Genomic DNA, 15,688 nt, shown 5'->3' on the forward strand with positions numbered 1-15,688 from the left:
TCTAGCTCAAAAGCGCACGAGCATCCGAATCCGACAGATACGGTCCACCATCCAGACTCGCACTGCGGACCAGCACCGCAGCCTGTGTTCGGTTGTTGACACCAAGGCGTCGCAAAAGAGCTGTGATATGCGCCTTGACCGTGGCCTCTGCGAGCGACAACTCATAAGCGATCTGCTTGTTCGGCTTGCCAGCGCAGATCAACTTCATGATCCGGTTTTGTTGAGGTGTCAGATCTGCAATCTTATGTGCAATCTGTTGAACTGTCAGATCGGTCCGTGTTGGTCGCTTCGACGGAATATATCCTGGCGGCAGAAAACGTCTGCCCTCGCGAATTTCTGTCAAGGCATGTTGTAGTACTCTATGAGATGCATCTTTGGGGATAAAACCGGCTGCACCAGCTGTCAGTAATGCACCGATGGTCTCATCAGAGGACTCTGCTGATATAACCAAAACAGGCACATCCGGCAGCCTGTCCTTGACCTTCAAAAACCCACTCAAGCCGGTCACATCCGGCAATTTAAGATCCAGCATGACCAAGTCAGGCTGAAAACGTGCTCCCACCAGGCGCAACCCTTCTTTCAAGGATGTTGCCTTTCTGACCGATTTTGATCGGAACAGTTTTTCAAGCGTAGATGCAAGTGCATCACAATAGAGCGGATGGTCATCAATCACCAGAATTGACCGGATGACCACCTGTTCTTGCGGATCGCTTTTTTTGCTCATCCGTCTGCCTCCTCCCAAGAGAAGTCAACAGTAGCAAGCGATTGTTCTAATTAGCAAGACAACTCATGACAATAAAAACTCAACACCGAAAATAAACATAAACAGATTACGACTTAAGTATCTATTTTTCAAAACTAACCTAGCGTAATTTTAAACAAACGTAAATTTAACGAAATAAAAAATAATAGAGAAAATTTCATATACTTAAATACGAGCAAATATTTTAATTAAGCCAATTTTTGGCCTGAAACAATCAATTGTCTCAGGCCAACTTATTCATCACTTCAAAGCAGCAACAACAATGATCTCAACTTTATAGTCAGGTGTCGCCAGTGCCGATTCGCCTGATGCACGTGCTGGTGGGTTTTCTGGATCTACCCATGCATCCCAAACAGCATTCATTTCAGCAAAGTCGTCCATTGAAGCCATCCAAATTGTGGTCTGAAGCAGACGGGATTTATCTGTTCCTGCACGGGCCAGAAGGCTGTCGATTTTGCTGAGGATTTCCTTGGTCTGTGCAGCAACGCTTTCGCTCGGCGTTCCGACCTGGCCAGCGAGCCAAACGAGATCACCATGGATGACGGCCTGGCTCATGCGTGGGCCCTTGTCGAGGCGTTTGATATCACTCATGTCATGTCCTTTTTTAATTTGCAGTCGTTCGAGTAAAAGCAGGCCTGAAGTCAAGTCGACTGGAGGAACCTGCCAGGGTCTAGCGCCTCAAGAACAGCCGCGCTCAGCAGAGATGTTCTATGAAGGCAAAGATCAGCTGTGAGTTGCGACAAGGCCGGCGCTGTCTGAACGCCATATCCGCCCTGCCCTGCAAGCCAGAAAAAACCATCCTGTTCGGGTGAAAAGCCGACCACCGGGGTTCGATCCGGTGCAAACGTCCTGAGGCCCGCCCAACTGTGTTCAATCCGAGTGACTTGCAAATCAACGGCCTGCTCAGCTCGATATATGCCCTCGGCGAGAACCATATCCTCCGGCCAGGCATCCTGTGCTTCAACCGGGTCTTCATCTGCTGGTGACACCATGAATTTCCCGGCATCAGGTTTGACGTACCAGTCTTCAGCTGCACTCACGAGCAACGGCCAACTGCTAATGTCATCCGAACACGGCGGCGACACGATTGCAGCACTACGGCGTAGGGCAGACAAGCCAACGGGAAGCATCCCGGCAAGACCCGCTATTTGATCCGCCCAGGCCCCGGCAGCATTGATGACAATAGGAGCCGTGAATTGCCCTTTCGGCGTCTCAACCTGCCAGATGCCATTGGCACGCTTCATAGCCGTGACGGGCGCTTTCGGTATAAACTCAGCACCATTGCGTCGCGCCAGCTTCAAACAGCCCTGCAGCAACCTGTCTGCATCAATATCTTGCGCTGACTGCTCATAGGCTGCCTCGACGACCCAATCCTGCCTCAACAGCGGGAACAATTTTACCGCTTCAGCAGCGCTGATCCGTTCGAGCCCATCGGATCCTGTCAAATAGGCATTCAGATCGTCGAGTCCGGCCTCATTTGCGACCATAAGTTCGCCACGTTGTGACAGCAGGGAACTTTCGCTAATGCCTTCCGGTTCCAAAAATGTTGGTTCAGATGCCGCATTCAGTGCCCGAAGTGTCGCATTTCCATAGTTGCGGATGAAGATTGCAGCGGATCTGCCACTTGCATGGCGTCCCGCTGCGTCCTCCATTTCCAGAATGATCACTGACGCCTCAGGTGACAAACGCGCTGCTGCGCCGATCCCGGCGATACCACCGCCGATGATAATGATATCCGCCGTTTTCATAATGCGCTCTAAAATTTCCATGAGAGTCATAGACGATGGCTATTCAAAGCCTCTCAAACAGATAACGCGCTTTAACGATATAAATCAAACGTTTCAGGAAAATCTTGGCGCTGGGCAGCGTAGGTCTAATGGCCTTGGATCAGGCAAGAGTTGGGCGCATTCGGCAAAGAGCTGAATGCGCCATTGAGTGCTGACCTATTTTTAAAACTCGAAGGCTTCCACGACCTTCCGCCGCCCGAGCGTAAAGGCATCAGAGACATGCACCATTGGAGACAGATCCATATCGATTGCAGAGGTGGTCACGAGCTCGGCCATCCGGGCATAAAGGTTCGCATATTCTTGATCGGCGCCCTGCTTCACGAGATTATCATTGATATGCAAGGTGGCCCCTCCATTCGACAACTTAAGTACCCCGTCATCCGTCTCGACATCGATATCCCAAGTCTGGGGACCTTCCTGCAACCAATCAAATTCAGCAGAGAACTTGCCTGCATTTGGCCCGGTAAACGACAAATTGGCCGCAATGGGTGTATCGCGGTTGGATGGAAATTCCAGATCGGCAGCATTCAAATGAACGGCGTAGGGAAGAATCTCCGTGAGGATCGACAGGGCGTTGATACCCGGATCAAAGACCCCCAGACCACCCGGTTCAAAGATCCAGTCCTGGCCCGGATGCCAGCGCCTAACATCTTCTTTCCAGGTGATCGACAGCTGCTTGATTGTCCGCGATGCCAGCCAGGCCTTCGCTTCAGGCACGCAATCGGCAAAGCGCGAATGCCAAGTCGCAAACAGCGTCACGCCCTTTGCGCGTGCAAGAGCCTCAAGCGCATGGCACTCTGCCAGCGTTTGCCCAGGAGGCTTTTCAAGCATGACATTCAGCCCGGCTTCCAACGCACTTGCGGCATAATCGAACCGAGGCTGCGGCGGAATGGCCAGCGAAATTGTATCTATATCAAGCCCAGCCATCAAAAGCTTTTCCATCGAGGCGAAATTTTGCACGCCTTCGACCTGCGCATTCCGGCTTACGACTGCAACAAGGTCCCAATCCGGATTTGTTGCGATAGCAGGCAAATGCTGGTCGCGGGCAATCTTGCCAATCCCCACAAGGGCGAGTTTACGGGCCATCAATGGGAGTCCTTTGGAACATCTGACCCACGGCAACCCGCAAGAAAGTCAAAATCAGCCCCGGTATCAGCGCCTTGAACATGATCGTGGAATAGCCGAGCATAGCCGCTAGGTGGCACCTCGTGAGACGGAAGCCAGGCAGCCAGACGACTGGCAAGTTCAGCATCTGGAATATCCAGATGAAGCTTGCGATTGGGAACGTCCAGCTCGATCATGTCGCCATTTTGAACGACGGCCAACGGACCGCCAGCAGCAGCCTCTGGTGAGGTGTGCAGCACAACTGTGCCATACGCCGTTCCTGACATGCGCGCATCTGAGATGCGGACCATATCGGTAATGCCTTTCTTGAGGACCTTGGGCGGTAGGCCCATGTTGCCCACTTCAGACATGCCCGGATAACCTCTTGGACCACAGTTTTTCAAAACCATGACGCAGGTCTCGTCAATGTCGAGCGCGTCATCGTTGATGCGGGCCTTGTAGTCATCGATGTCCTCGAAGACCACAGCGCGTCCACGATGCTTCAACAGGCTTGGGGTTGCAGCAGATGGTTTCAAAACAGCCCCGTTAGGCGCAAGGTTGCCCTTTACCACAGCGATGCCGCCTTCCTGGGTCAGCGCCTTATCAACTGGCAGGATGACGTCCTCGTTCCAGTTGCGAGCTTCTTTGACCTGATCCCAGACGCTTTTGCCGGATACAGTCAGTGCATCCCGGTTCAACAGACCAGATTCGCCGAGCCGTTTGATAACGACCGGAAGACCACCCGCATAGAAAAACTCTTCCATCAGGTATTTTCCGGACGGCATCAAATTCACGATGGTCGGGATATTGCGGCCAAACTCATCCCAGTCATCCAATGACAGATCAACGCCAACACGCCCAGCGAGGGCAAGCAAATGGATGACCGCATTTGTCGAACCACCGATGGCACCATTGGTCCGGATCGCGTTCTCAAATGCCTCGCGCGTCAGGACATCCGACGGCTTCAGGTCTTCCTTGACCATCTCGACAATCCGCCGACCGGTCAGATGGGCCATCACCCGCCTGCGGCTGTCGACAGCGGGGATGGCCGCATTACCGGACAGGGCCATGCCGAGTGCTTCGGCCATACAGGCCATGCTGGAGGCAGTGCCCATGGTGTTGCAGGTACCTGGCGAACGGCTCATGGCAGATTCTGCTTCCAGGAATTCCTCCTGGGTCATATCCCCTGCCTTGACCGCCTCGGAGAACTTCCAAAGATGGGTTCCAGACCCCACCCGTTCGCCCTGAAACCAGCCATTCAGCATCGGTCCACCGGTGACGACAATCGACGGCAGATTGACCGACGCTGCACCCATCATCAAGGAAGGCGTAGTCTTGTCGCAGCCAACCATGAGAACAACGCCGTCAAGCGGCGTGCCCCGGATTGCCTCTTCCACATCCATGCTGGCCAAGTTGCGAAACATCATGGCCGTGGGACGCAGAGTGCTTTCGCCTGCGGAAAAAACCGGGAACTCGACGGGAAATCCGCCCGCTTCATAAATCCCGTGTTTCACCCGTTCTGCCAGATCGCGCAGATGCCCGTTGCAGGGCGTCAACTGAGACCATGTGTTGCAAATGCCAATCACCGGCCGCCCATCAAACAGATCATCGGGCAATCCCTGATTTTTCATCCAGCTGCGATGATAGATGTGATCACGGGACGTGCCACCGAACCATTCGGTAGAGCGAAGTTTGCGCGGCCAGGATTTGGGTTTGAAAGCCATGGCCTCTATAGCACCTTTACACCAACAGGAGCCGCATCAGCAGGCGTCATGACGAGCCGATTGCACAGCGCGCCGCCAAAACCGGGCGCCGAGATCTCGAACTGATCGCCGTCTCGACAAGAGATCTTGTCCGCAAACGACAGCGTTGCCGTGCCGAACATATGAACATGCAGGTCGCCTGGCTGGCAGAACAGGTCATACTTGAAATGATGATGTTCCAGATTGGCGAATGTGTGGGACATGTTCGCTTCGCCGGACAGGAACGGCTTTTCCCAGATCACCTTGCCATCGCGGCGGATCCGGCTCGTACCCACAATACTGTCCGGCAGATCGCCAACCAGGATTTCAGGGCCAAATGAGGCAGGACGCAGCTTCGAATGGGCCAGATAAAGGTAATTCACTCGCTCCATGACATGGTCTGAGAACTCGTTAGCCAGGGCAAAGCCGATCCGAAACGGCGTGCTGTCTTCGCCGACAATGTAGATGCCTGCCAATTCAGGTTCTTCTCCACCATCATCTGCAAACGAAGGACTGACCAGATCCCCGCCGGGGGCAACCGCAGCCGTGCCATTGCCCTTGTAGAACCACTCAGGCTGAACGCCGCATTCGCCGTCGGCAGGTTTGCCGTTCTCAACGCCCATGCGGAACATCTTCATGGAATCCGTTTCCTTTGCAGCGTCCGCAGCATTGGACGCGTGCATGGCATTTCGGGTTGAGGCCGACCCAAGATGGGTCAGTCCAGTTCCGGTTAGATGCATATGCGCCGGGTCAGCATGGTGTATCGGCAAAGTCAGCCTTCCTTCGCTGGCCAACTGCTCCAGATCGACAGCTGCTCCCAAAGCATGCGAGCGAATGCATTCGGCAATTGTCTGACCTTTTGCGATAGCCTCAAGAGCCAACGCATAAGTGCTTTCCACACCGACCAGAACAGAGGCTTCACTGCCGTTTCTTACAACAACGCTCAGGCTGCCGTCCGTGTTGAGGATCTGTGAAATGAGCATTGCGCTATCCTTGTTTATTCTTGTTGTAGACATCGAAAATGACAGCAGCCAGAAGCACCAGGCCCTTGATGACCTGCTGGTAATCGATCCCGATCCCCATGATCGACATGCCGTTGTTCATGACGCCCATAATGAAGGCTCCGACCACGGCACCAACGATTTTGCCGACACCGCCGGACATGGATGCACCACCAATGAAGACCGCCGCAATCACGTCCAGCTCAAAGGCAACGCCAGCTTTGGGTGTTGCTGTATTCAATCGGGCGGCAAAGATCAGTCCTGCGAGCGCTGCCAGCATGCCCATGTTGACGAAAGTCAGGAAGGTCAGCCATTCGGTTTTGATGCCGGACAGTTTCGCGGCCTTCTGATTGCCGCCGAGCGCATAAATACGCCGCCCAAGAACCGTACTTTCCGTCAAAAAGGCATAGATGACTGTCAAAATTCCCATGGTAAGCAACACATTTGGCAGGCCACGGAAGGTCGACAGCTTGTAGGCGACAAAGACGATGGCTCCAGCCACCAGCGCATTGCGCACGATAAAGAAGACAAATGGTTCACCGGAAATTCCGTAAGCCCGGTTGCGCGCCCTGCCCTGAAGACCGAGCCAGACCAGAACGCCAGCAATGGCAACCCCGGAGACCAGCGCCAGACCGTTCATCCGTTCGACGTCGAAGATCGTCTTCACGAATGGCAGAAGATCCGGCAGAAAGCCCGTGGACAGCGCCTGAAACTCACGCGGGAACGGCCCAACTGACTGACCTTCAAGAAGCCAAAGCGACGCACCACGAAACACCAGCATACCCGCCAGGGTGACGATGAATGAAGGGATCTTCCAATAGGCGATCCAGTAGCCTTGTGCCGCACCAATAGCGATGCCAACGGAAAGACAAACCGGGATTGCCAGATAGATGGACCAATGCCATTCGACAATCATCACAGCCGCAAGAGCGCCGACAAAACCAACAACAGAGCCGACCGACAGATCGATATGCCCGGCCACGATCACCAGCAACATGCCAAGGGCCATGATGATGATGTAGCTGTTTTGCAGGAACAGGTTGGTAATATTGACCGGCTTGAGCAACGTGCCATTCGTCACGATCTGGAAAAACGCCATGATTGCAATCAGGGCCAGCAGCATGCCGTAATCCCGCAGGTGGCTTGCCAGGTAACTCGCAGTGGAGCGGTCACTGCCACTCTTGGTTTTATCTGCAGTAGGCGTGGTCATTCTCAACTCCTGACGATGAACGACATGATGCGTTCCTGGCTTGCCTCGGCAGCGCTTAGCTCTCCGACCAGTGCACCTTCGTTCATCACGTAAATTCGATCGCACATGCCCAGCAGCTCGGGCATTTCCGAAGAGATCATCAAGACACCACGGCCCTCGTCGGCCAGCTGGTTCATGATCCCGTAAATTTCAAATTTGGCCCCGACATCAATGCCGCGGGTCGGTTCATCCAGAATCAGCACATCAGGTTCCGCAAACAGCCATTTGGACAGAACGACCTTCTGCTGATTGCCGCCCGAAAGGTTGACCACCTTCTGGAAAACACTCGGTGTGCGGATATTCATGGCCTGACGGTAGCCTTCAGAGACCTTCTGTTCCTCGGCCTCGTTCAAAACGCCTGCACTTGAGACCGCTTCAAGGTTTGCCAGCGTAATGTTGCGCTGAATGGTTTCCTCAAGCACCAGCCCAAGTCCCTTGCGGTCCTCGGTCACATAGGCAAGCCCCGCATCAATGGCGCGGCCAACAGTGGATAGATCGACGGGTTTGTCATTGAGCAGGGCTTCGCCGGAGATGTTTTGGCCGTAGCTGCGACCAAAAAGGCTCATGGCCAACTCGGTTCGCCCGGAGCCCATCAGACCTGCAATGCCGACAATTTCGCCTTTGCGGACAGTGAATGAGGCATCGCGAATAACCTGGCGCTCTGCATGTTCTGGATGAAAAACATTCCAGTTTTTCACTTCAAACAAAGGCGCGCCAATGTTTCGTATACGCTCCGGATAACGGTTGGCCATATCACGGCCCACCATGTCCCTGATAATGCGTTCTTCGCTGGTTTCCGAGTTGCGCGCATTAAGCGTAGAGACGGCTGACCCGTCCCGGATCACCGTGATCCTGTCGGCAACGCGCTCAACTTCATTGAGCTTATGGCTGATCAGAATAGAGGTCATGCCTTGGGATTTGAGTTCCAGCAACAGGTCCAGCAGCGCCTGACTGTCGGCCTCTGACAAGGCTGCAGTTGGCTCATCCAGGATCAACAGTTTGACATCCTTGGCCAGTGCCTTGGCGATTTCCACCAGCTGCTGCTTGCCGACTCCGAGCTTGTCGACCTTTGTCGTAGGGGCCTCATCCAGGCCCACCTTGCGCAACAGTTCTTCCGTGCGCTGATAGGTCTGCGGCCAATCGATAACACCGCGCTTTGAAACTTCATTGCCGAGAAACAGATTTTCGGCAATCGACAGGAGCGGCACCAGCGCCAATTCCTGGTGAATGATGATGATCCCACGGCTTTCGCTGTCGGATATTCCTGAGAACGAGGCCACCTCGCCCTCATAACGAATTTCACCGTCATATTGTCCATGCGGATAAACGCCGGACAGAATTTTCATCAAGGTGGATTTGCCAGCTCCGTTTTCGCCGACTACCGCGTGGATTTCACCCTCGTCCACATCGAGATTAACCTGGTCCAGCGCTTTTACGCCCGGAAAAGTCTTGGTGATATTTTGCATCTGCAACAGAAGCGACATGACTTGCGACACCGTTTTGACATGACGACCCGCCGCTTCTTTTAAGCGTGACGGCGGGTCGTTGTTTTCATGAAGGAAACCGGGGTCTTACTTGACCTGATCAGCTGTGTAGTAACCGCTGCCGATCAGGATATCTTCCCAATTGCTGCCATCAACAGAGACTGGCTCAAGCAGGTAGGACGGCACAACCTTGACGCCATTGTCGTAAGTTGTCGTGTCGTTGATTTCAGGCTCGCCGCCCTCCAGAAGCGCATCGACCATACCGACCGTTACGCGAGCCAGCTCACGGGTGTCCTTGAACACAGTGGAATACTGCTCGCCAGCCAGGATCGACTTGACTGACTGAACTTCCGCATCCTGGCCAGTTACGATCGGCATTTTCTGATCACCAGAGCCATAACCGACGCCCTTGAGCGAAGACAGAATACCGATGGAAAGCCCGTCGTATGGGCTCAAAGCACCATGCAATGGCTTATCTGTGTAGTGAGCCGACAGCAGGTTATCCATGCGGGCCTGTGCAACAGCACCATCCCAGCGCAGCGTGCCGACCGTGTCCATGCCCATCTGGCCTGATGCAATGTTGATTGTGCCAGCGTCTATCAAAGGCTGCAGGACAGACATGGCACCATTGTAGAAGAAATAGGCGTTGTTATCGTCAGGAGATCCGCCGAATAGTTCGACATTGTAAGGACCATCTCCGAAGCGTTCCTTGAGGCCTGCAACCAGCGAAGATGCCTGCTGAACGCCGACCTTGAAGTTGTCAAACGTTGCATAATAGTTGACGTTGCCGCTGTCGCGGATCAAGCGATCATAAGCAATGACCTTGATGCCGGATGCTGCTGCATTTTCCAACGCATTGGACAATGTCGTGCCGTCAATCGCTGCAATCACAAGAACATTTGCGCCCTTGGTGATCATGTTCTCAATCTGAGCGAGCTGATTTGGAATATCGTCTTCAGCATACTGCAGATCTGTAGTGTAACCGGCGGCTTCGAACTGCTCGACCATGGAATTCCCATCGGAAATCCAGCGCGCAGAAGATTTAGTCGGCATGGCGATGCCAATTGTGCCCTTGCCTTCAGCCTGGGCAGCATCGATGTGGGCGACGCCCGTCATAAGCGTCGCTGCGGCCGCAAAAGCGGCCAGCGTTTTGGAAACAAATTTCATTATTCTCTCCCGAACCGCTTAAGACGCGGCCTCAAACCAAATTTGGTCTTCGCTCCCACAGCGCCTCCCGCTGCGTTTGCCTGCACAGTTTTTGTTGGTTTTATCATACCGGTCAAATCATTTGTTGTGATAATAACATACCAAAATCGGTATATTAAATTTGCGAAAGCCATTCAAATGTACGTTGACCTGCTACGAAAAGGCCTGAAGCTATCGCACCTTAGGCTGTTCGCCGAATTGTCCGAACACGGACAGTTAACCCAGGCAGCCAAGGCGCTGAACATGAGTCAGCCCGCCGTCTCCCGGCTGATCGCAGAGGCTGGAAGCGTTGTTGGAACCGAGCTTTACAAGCGCACCGGGCGCGGTATCCAGCTGACCCAGGCCGGTCAGCAACTGGCCTTTCGCAGCATGCGGGTACTTCAGGAAATTTCCGATGCAGGCCGTGATATCAACGAGCTGAAACAAGGCATCTCCGGACGGGTGAAGATCGGCTCTGTTACCGGTCCGGCGATTGAATATGTCCTGCCAGCCCTGCGTCAGGTCCGCCTTAGCTATCCGGCGATTTCAATTTCTATCGAAATCGGCCCCAGCGACATGCTCGCTCCGATGCTGATGGACGGTCGATTGGATTTCTCTCTGAGCAGAATTCCAGTTGAGTATAACCCGGAGCTGTTCACCGAGATCCCCCAATTGGAAGAACCAGCCAGCGTGATCGCCAGGCAAGGCCATCCGCTGTCTCGAGAGACCGAGACAATTTCACCGGAGGCACTGCTGGCGCACGACTGGGTGCTGCCGCCTGTCGGTTCGCCCATTCGGACCACGACCGAGCGGGTGCTCAGGAGCCTTGGCCTCAGCCTGCCAACGCAAGTGCTGACCACTTCGTCGTTTCTGTTTACGCTGGCGACTATCCGGCAAACAAATGCGGTTGCACCCGTTGCCACGTCCGTCGCCCGCTCCTTTTCCGAGAGCGATGACAATCAAGGCAGCCTGATCATCTTGCCATGTGAGTTTGACCTCTCGGTCGAAACTTATTCCTTTTTGACACGCTCAGGACAAACGCTGACCCCGGCCGCCGAACTGGTAGCAACCGAAGTCAGGCGCGTTCTGTCTGCCAATGCCTGAGGTCGCAAGCGCTGCCGCCCCTATCCTTTGATTGATACTCTGGTTCCAGCCCGACTGGACGCCGCAATCGCATGGATCACGTCCTCGAAGTGAAACGCATCCGCAAACGCGGGAAATGCTAGACGATCCTCGGCAATGGCCTTGAGAAACTCATGCACTTCGATGACTTTCAAGTCGTTGAAGCCAAGCTGATGTCCTGCGGCGGGTACAAACTCACCATAGGGCGGATGCGCCGGTCCGCTCAGGATCGTCTTGAAGCCCTGCTCGGCCAGCGCGCCGCGGTTCTGATAGAGCCGCAACTCATTCATGCGTTCCTGATCGAAAGTGATCATGCCCTCGGTGCCGTGAACCTCAAAGCCGATATGGCTCTTACGGCCCCATGCACTGCGCGATGTGGTCAAGACGCCCTGTGCGCCGGTTTCAAAGGTGACAAGAGCACTGGCGACATCCTCGTTTTCCACAGCCCTTGAGGCACCGCCATCAGCAACAGGCCGAGTGTGATGGATCGTTTGCATATCCGCCATGAGGCTTGCGATCGGCCCGGCGAGATATGTCGCGATGCTGACCAGATGACAACCTAGGTCTCCAAGTGCGCCCAGACCTGCTTCTGTCTTCATGGCGCGCCAGGTCCAGGCAAGATCCGGGTCCGCCTGATAATCTTCATCAATCGCACCACGGAAGTGCACAACCCTGCCAATTGCTCCACTCTCAATGAGCTGGTGAGCGTGGGTAATGGCCGGATTATGCAGATAATTGTATCCGGTGATCGTCTTGACACCGGCACTGGCCGCCGCATCTCGCAGCTCATTTGCATCGGCAATGGTCAAGGCCATCGGCTTTTCCAGATGCACATGTTTGCCCGCACCAAGAGCGGCCAAGGCCATCTCCTTATGCACTTTGTTCGGAGCAGTTATACAGACGATATCCACAGCAGGATCCACAACGAGATCCTGCCATGTGTCTGTTGAGCGGGCAAAGCCAAACTGATCCGCAAAGGCTGATGCCTTTTCACTTGGCACATCGCACAAGACTTCAAGCCGAGGCGTTGGAACAGCGCCAAACACGGCCTTGACAGAACCATAGGCCAAGGCATGGCATTTACCCATAAAGCCGGTCCCAATCAGGCCGACCCCTATGGAGTTGTTGTTGTTCTTGTCTTGAGTCAGTGTCATGCGCTTCACCTCCCGATCGCACGTTGACGCTTCAGCTATGAGGCTCAGATCTCGCTGACTGCGACAACCCGCTTTTCCTCGATGGATTTGAGAGCCGCCTCTGCCAGAAGCAACGCCTTGAGGCCATCTTGCCCATTCGGACTTGGTGCCGTTCCGCTTTCCACCGCTGCTACAAAGGCTGCAATTTCAGCTGCATAGGCTTCGGTGTAGCGGGTCATGAAGAAATCATGCAACGGCGGCCGCAGGTAGCCATCTGCGGTGGCAATCTCGATAGACACGGCCCGCTGGTTCTCGGCAGATACGGCGCCCTTCGCGCCCAGCACTTCGATGCGTTGATCGTAGCCATAAGTTGCCCGGCGGGAGTTGGAGATCGAACAATGCTTGCCGCTTGCCGTCGTCAGAATGATCGAAGCGCTGTCGAAATCGCCGAGCTTGCCGATTTCCGGATTAACAAGTGCCGATGCGCTGGCCTGAACGGTTTCAACTTCTTCGCCCAATAGAAAACGCGCCATGTCGAAATCATGGATTGTCATGTCCCTGAAGATGCCACCGGATGACTGAATATAAGAAGGGGGCGGCGCGCCAGGATCCCGTGAAACAATCTGCACCATCTCTACGTCGCCAATACGGCCAGCATCAATCTCGGCGCGCACAGCCTGGAAATGGGGATCAAACCGGCGATTGAAGCCGAGCATCAAAACACCATTGGTCTCCTCAACCACCTTCAGGCAGTCCCGCACCCTATCAACAGACAAGTCGACCGGTTTTTCGCAAAAGATCGCCTTGCCCGCCCGTGCGAAACGCTCGATCAAATCCGAATGCGTATCAGTCGGCGTGCAGATGATCACTGCATTGACCTCACTGGACGCCTCGATTTCATCAATGCTGAGAACCTTGGCACCATAGGCCTTGGCCAGAGCGTCTGCCGCTTCCACCATCGCATCAGCAACGCCGAACAGCTGTGCGCCCGCAGTCGCTTCAATTGCTTTTGCATGAACTTTGCCGATCCGGCCAGCGCCGAGCAGTGCCACGTTGAGCGTCATATGCAGTCCTCCAGGGATATGTCCGGCTTGTTAAGCCTGCTGAACTGCAGCGCTTGCCAGATTAGAATAAAAATTCCAAAATCACTTTCGATAGAACGTGTCAAGCGAGAAAAGAAAATAACATGAGCGATGACAACGCCCCAAAATCCATTGATGAGGTCTTCAGCCGCATCAGCCAACAATCAGATAGCTTCCCCAAGCGTTTGAAACAATGCGCAGATTTTGTTGCGGCCAATCCGGACCGCGTTGCCGTCTCAACCGTTTCTGAACTGTCGGAATCTGCTGGCGTACAACCCTCGGCTTTCATGCGCTTTTGTCAGGACCTCGGGTTTTCCGGGTTTTCACAAATGCAGAAGGTGTTCCGTTCTGACTATTCCCAGAAATGGCCGGACTATGGAACGCGGTTGGAAAAACTGCGAGAGCATGGCACCGAATCTCCCTCCGCCCTGCTGGCAGAATTCGTTGAAGTCGGCCGCATGTCGTTGGAAAACCTCATGACGTCAGTTGACCCTGCTGCTCTTGAAGAAGCTGTCAAGCAGCTTGCCCGGGCCAGAACAATCCATCTTGTCGGGTTTCGCCGGGCCTTTCCGGTCACGTCCTACCTCGGATATGCGTTTGAAAAGCTCGAAGTTCCAACGATTCTTCATAGCGGAATTGGTGGCATCAAGCTCGACCACACCATTCAACCCGATGACGCTGTGATCGCTGTAACCTTCGCGCCCTACTCCGAGCAGACACTGGAAATCGCTGACATCGCGAAACAGCGTGACGCAGATCTCGTTGCAATTACAGACCTGGTCACCAGTCCGCTTGTGCAAATGGGAGCAGTTCCCTTGCTGGTTGCAGAGCTTGATGTCGGAGCGTTTAGAGCCCTTTCAGCCAGTCTTTCCCTGGCTATTTCCCTTGCAGTGTCGGTGGGTGCAGCAAGAGAAAAACTGCAATTTGAAAAAAATATGTTGCATGACAATTGAAATAGAATTTATATTCCACACAGCGGCATTCGAATATTTACGGACCGCATAATTTCAGGCTCCCGGTTTTGGAAGCCTTGGGAGACAAACCCGGCGGCTGCCCTTTGCCGCGAAAATTCGTTCTGGGAGGAACACCATGAAGAGCACATTTCTCGCGATGGCAACCGCAGCCATTGCATTCACCGGCTTGGCAACTCCTGCAGCTCATGCAGAAGGCGAACGCTATGTTCTCGTGAGCCACGCACCTGACAGCGACAGCTGGTGGAACGTGATCAAGAACTCCATTCAGGTTGCTGGTGACCAGATGGGTGTTGAAGTTGAATACCGTAATCCACCAACCGGTGATCTGGCCGATATGGCCCGCATCATTGAGCAGGCTTCTGCGTCAAACCCAGATGGAATCATCGCGACAATCGCCGATTACGACGTTCTGTCCGGCCCGCTGTCGAATGCAGTTGCCAAGGGCATTCCGGTCATCACGATCAACTCTGGTACAGAAGAACAGTCCAAGGCACTTGGCGCCCTGATGCATGTCGGTCAGCCTGAACATGCTGCAGGCAAGGGCGCTGGCGAAAAGGCTAAGGCCGCTGGTGTGACCAACTTCGTTTGCGTCAACCACTACATCACCAACCCGGCTTCCGTTGAACGTTGCCAGGGCTATGCAGATGCACTGGGCGTGGAACTCGGCGGTCAGATGATCGACAGCGGTCAGGATCCAGCTGAAATTAAGTCCAAAGTCATGGCCTACCTGCAGACTCATCCAGAGACAAACGGCATTCTGACACTTGGACCGACCTCCGCACACCCTACACTGTCGGCTCTTGATGAAATGGGCAAAGCCGGCACAATCCATTTCGGCACCTTCGATCTTTCCGGAGAAATTGCCGAAGCGATCAAAAGCGGCACGATTGCATTCGCCATTGACCAGCAGCCTTACCTGCAAGGGTACCTGCCAGTGGTTATCCTGACAAACCTGACCCGTTATGGCGTTGTCCCTGGCAACTCTATCAACTCCGGTCCTGGCTTTGTCACCAAGTCCAATATTGGCCTTGTTGAAAAGTTCGCCGGCGAATACCGCTAGGC

Annotated in this window: 14 protein-coding genes; 3 read left to right on the top strand and 11 right to left on the bottom strand. The window is 54.2% G+C overall.

Features of this window, described 5'->3' with window-relative positions; all coding sequences use genetic code 11:
- Position 1 precedes the first annotated feature (1 nt).
- From V6575_RS16245 to chvE, 9 genes are all read right to left on the bottom strand, one after another.
- A complete protein-coding gene (locus V6575_RS16245) occupies positions 2 to 724 on the bottom strand; it encodes a response regulator (RefSeq protein WP_340275809.1) in 723 nt (240 codons plus the stop codon).
- 279 nt (positions 725 to 1,003) lie between these two features.
- Positions 1,004 to 1,354: a RidA family protein gene (locus tag V6575_RS16250; RefSeq protein WP_340275811.1), complete on the bottom strand. Its 351-nt coding sequence runs from the start codon at positions 1,352 to 1,354 to the stop codon at positions 1,004 to 1,006.
- A 50-nt stretch (positions 1,355 to 1,404) separates the two neighbouring features.
- Positions 1,405 to 2,511 carry an NAD(P)/FAD-dependent oxidoreductase gene (locus tag V6575_RS16255; protein ID WP_340275813.1) on the bottom strand — a complete coding sequence of 369 codons (1,107 nt, stop codon included), beginning with the start codon at positions 2,509 to 2,511 and terminating at the stop codon, positions 1,405 to 1,407.
- Between the two features lie 201 nt (positions 2,512 to 2,712).
- Positions 2,713 to 3,636, bottom strand: coding sequence for a Gfo/Idh/MocA family protein (locus tag V6575_RS16260; protein ID WP_340275815.1), 924 nt, complete (start codon positions 3,634 to 3,636; stop codon positions 2,713 to 2,715).
- On the bottom strand, positions 3,636 to 5,378 hold the full coding sequence (gene araD, locus V6575_RS16265; protein WP_340275817.1) for an L-arabinonate dehydratase: 1,743 nt from the start codon (positions 5,376 to 5,378) through the stop codon (positions 3,636 to 3,638). Before araD ends, V6575_RS16260 begins: the two co-directional genes overlap by 1 nt.
- Before the next feature lie 5 nt (positions 5,379 to 5,383).
- Positions 5,384 to 6,379: an AraD1 family protein gene (gene araD1 / locus V6575_RS16270; protein ID WP_340275818.1), complete on the bottom strand. Its 996-nt coding sequence runs from the start codon at positions 6,377 to 6,379 to the stop codon at positions 5,384 to 5,386.
- Positions 6,380 to 6,383: 4 nt separating this feature from the next.
- On the bottom strand, positions 6,384 to 7,607 hold the full coding sequence (gene mmsB / locus V6575_RS16275) for a multiple monosaccharide ABC transporter permease (RefSeq protein ID WP_340275819.1): 1,224 nt from the start codon (positions 7,605 to 7,607) through the stop codon (positions 6,384 to 6,386).
- Positions 7,608 to 7,609: 2 nt separating this feature from the next.
- A complete protein-coding gene (gene mmsA / locus V6575_RS16280; protein ID WP_340275820.1) occupies positions 7,610 to 9,130 on the bottom strand; it encodes a multiple monosaccharide ABC transporter ATP-binding protein in 1,521 nt (506 codons plus the stop codon).
- A gap of 87 nt (positions 9,131 to 9,217) precedes the next feature.
- Positions 9,218 to 10,297 carry a multiple monosaccharide ABC transporter substrate-binding protein gene (gene chvE, locus V6575_RS16285; RefSeq protein ID WP_340275821.1) on the bottom strand — a complete coding sequence of 360 codons (1,080 nt, stop codon included), beginning with the start codon at positions 10,295 to 10,297 and terminating at the stop codon, positions 9,218 to 9,220.
- Between the two features lie 177 nt (positions 10,298 to 10,474).
- On the opposite strand from chvE, the gene V6575_RS16290 reads away from it, so the two are divergent.
- On the top strand, positions 10,475 to 11,419 hold the full coding sequence (locus tag V6575_RS16290) for a LysR family transcriptional regulator (RefSeq protein WP_340275822.1): 945 nt from the start codon (positions 10,475 to 10,477) through the stop codon (positions 11,417 to 11,419).
- A gap of 20 nt (positions 11,420 to 11,439) precedes the next feature.
- Here the strand turns inward: V6575_RS16290 and V6575_RS16295 are convergent, their stop codons facing one another.
- Together V6575_RS16295 and iolG are read right to left on the bottom strand one after the other, a co-directional pair.
- The gene (locus tag V6575_RS16295) at positions 11,440 to 12,591 is read right to left on the bottom strand and encodes a Gfo/Idh/MocA family protein (RefSeq protein WP_340275823.1); all 1,152 of its coding nucleotides are present in this window, start codon (positions 12,589 to 12,591) and stop codon (positions 11,440 to 11,442) included.
- A gap of 44 nt (positions 12,592 to 12,635) precedes the next feature.
- Positions 12,636 to 13,634, bottom strand: coding sequence for an inositol 2-dehydrogenase (iolG, locus tag V6575_RS16300; protein ID WP_340275825.1), 999 nt, complete (start codon positions 13,632 to 13,634; stop codon positions 12,636 to 12,638).
- A gap of 122 nt (positions 13,635 to 13,756) precedes the next feature.
- On the opposite strand from iolG, the gene V6575_RS16305 reads away from it, so the two are divergent.
- Both V6575_RS16305 and V6575_RS16310 read left to right on the top strand, forming a co-directional pair.
- Entirely contained in the window at positions 13,757 to 14,605 is an 849-nt protein-coding gene (locus V6575_RS16305) for a MurR/RpiR family transcriptional regulator (RefSeq protein WP_340275828.1), read from the top strand.
- Between the two features lie 136 nt (positions 14,606 to 14,741).
- Complete coding sequence (locus tag V6575_RS16310) at positions 14,742 to 15,686, top strand: sugar ABC transporter substrate-binding protein (protein WP_340275830.1); 945 nt, start codon at positions 14,742 to 14,744, stop codon at positions 15,684 to 15,686.
- Positions 15,687 to 15,688 lie beyond the last annotated feature (2 nt).

Origin of the sequence: Roseibium algae, assembly GCF_037783265.1 — a bacterium.
Taxonomy (GTDB): Bacteria; Pseudomonadota; Alphaproteobacteria; order Rhizobiales; family Stappiaceae; genus Roseibium; species Roseibium algae.

Bases quoted from the DNA above. Each gene is read 5' to 3' on its own strand.
- iolG (WP_340275825.1), bottom strand. From the start codon at position 13,634: ATGACGCTCAACGTGGCACTGCTCGGCGCTGGCCGGATCGGCAAAGTT.
- V6575_RS16255 (WP_340275813.1), bottom strand. From the start codon at position 2,511: ATGAAAACGGCGGATATCATTATCATCGGCGGTGGTATCGCCGGGATC.
- chvE (WP_340275821.1), bottom strand. From the start codon at position 10,297: ATGAAATTTGTTTCCAAAACGCTGGCCGCTTTTGCGGCCGCAGCGACG.
- mmsB (WP_340275819.1), bottom strand. From the start codon at position 7,607: ATGACCACGCCTACTGCAGATAAAACCAAGAGTGGCAGTGACCGCTCC.
- V6575_RS16295 (WP_340275823.1), bottom strand. From the start codon at position 12,591: ATGACACTGACTCAAGACAAGAACAACAACAACTCCATAGGGGTCGGC.
- mmsA (WP_340275820.1), bottom strand. From the start codon at position 9,130: ATGTCGCTTCTGTTGCAGATGCAAAATATCACCAAGACTTTTCCGGGC.
- araD1 (WP_340275818.1), bottom strand. From the start codon at position 6,379: ATGCTCATTTCACAGATCCTCAACACGGACGGCAGCCTGAGCGTTGTT.
- V6575_RS16305 (WP_340275828.1), top strand. From the start codon at position 13,757: ATGAGCGATGACAACGCCCCAAAATCCATTGATGAGGTCTTCAGCCGC.
- V6575_RS16260 (WP_340275815.1), bottom strand. From the start codon at position 3,636: ATGGCCCGTAAACTCGCCCTTGTGGGGATTGGCAAGATTGCCCGCGAC.
- V6575_RS16245 (WP_340275809.1), bottom strand. From the start codon at position 724: ATGAGCAAAAAAAGCGATCCGCAAGAACAGGTGGTCATCCGGTCAATT.
- V6575_RS16290 (WP_340275822.1), top strand. From the start codon at position 10,475: ATGTACGTTGACCTGCTACGAAAAGGCCTGAAGCTATCGCACCTTAGG.
- V6575_RS16250 (WP_340275811.1), bottom strand. From the start codon at position 1,354: ATGAGTGATATCAAACGCCTCGACAAGGGCCCACGCATGAGCCAGGCC.
- V6575_RS16310 (WP_340275830.1), top strand. From the start codon at position 14,742: ATGAAGAGCACATTTCTCGCGATGGCAACCGCAGCCATTGCATTCACC.
- araD (WP_340275817.1), bottom strand. From the start codon at position 5,378: ATGGCTTTCAAACCCAAATCCTGGCCGCGCAAACTTCGCTCTACCGAA.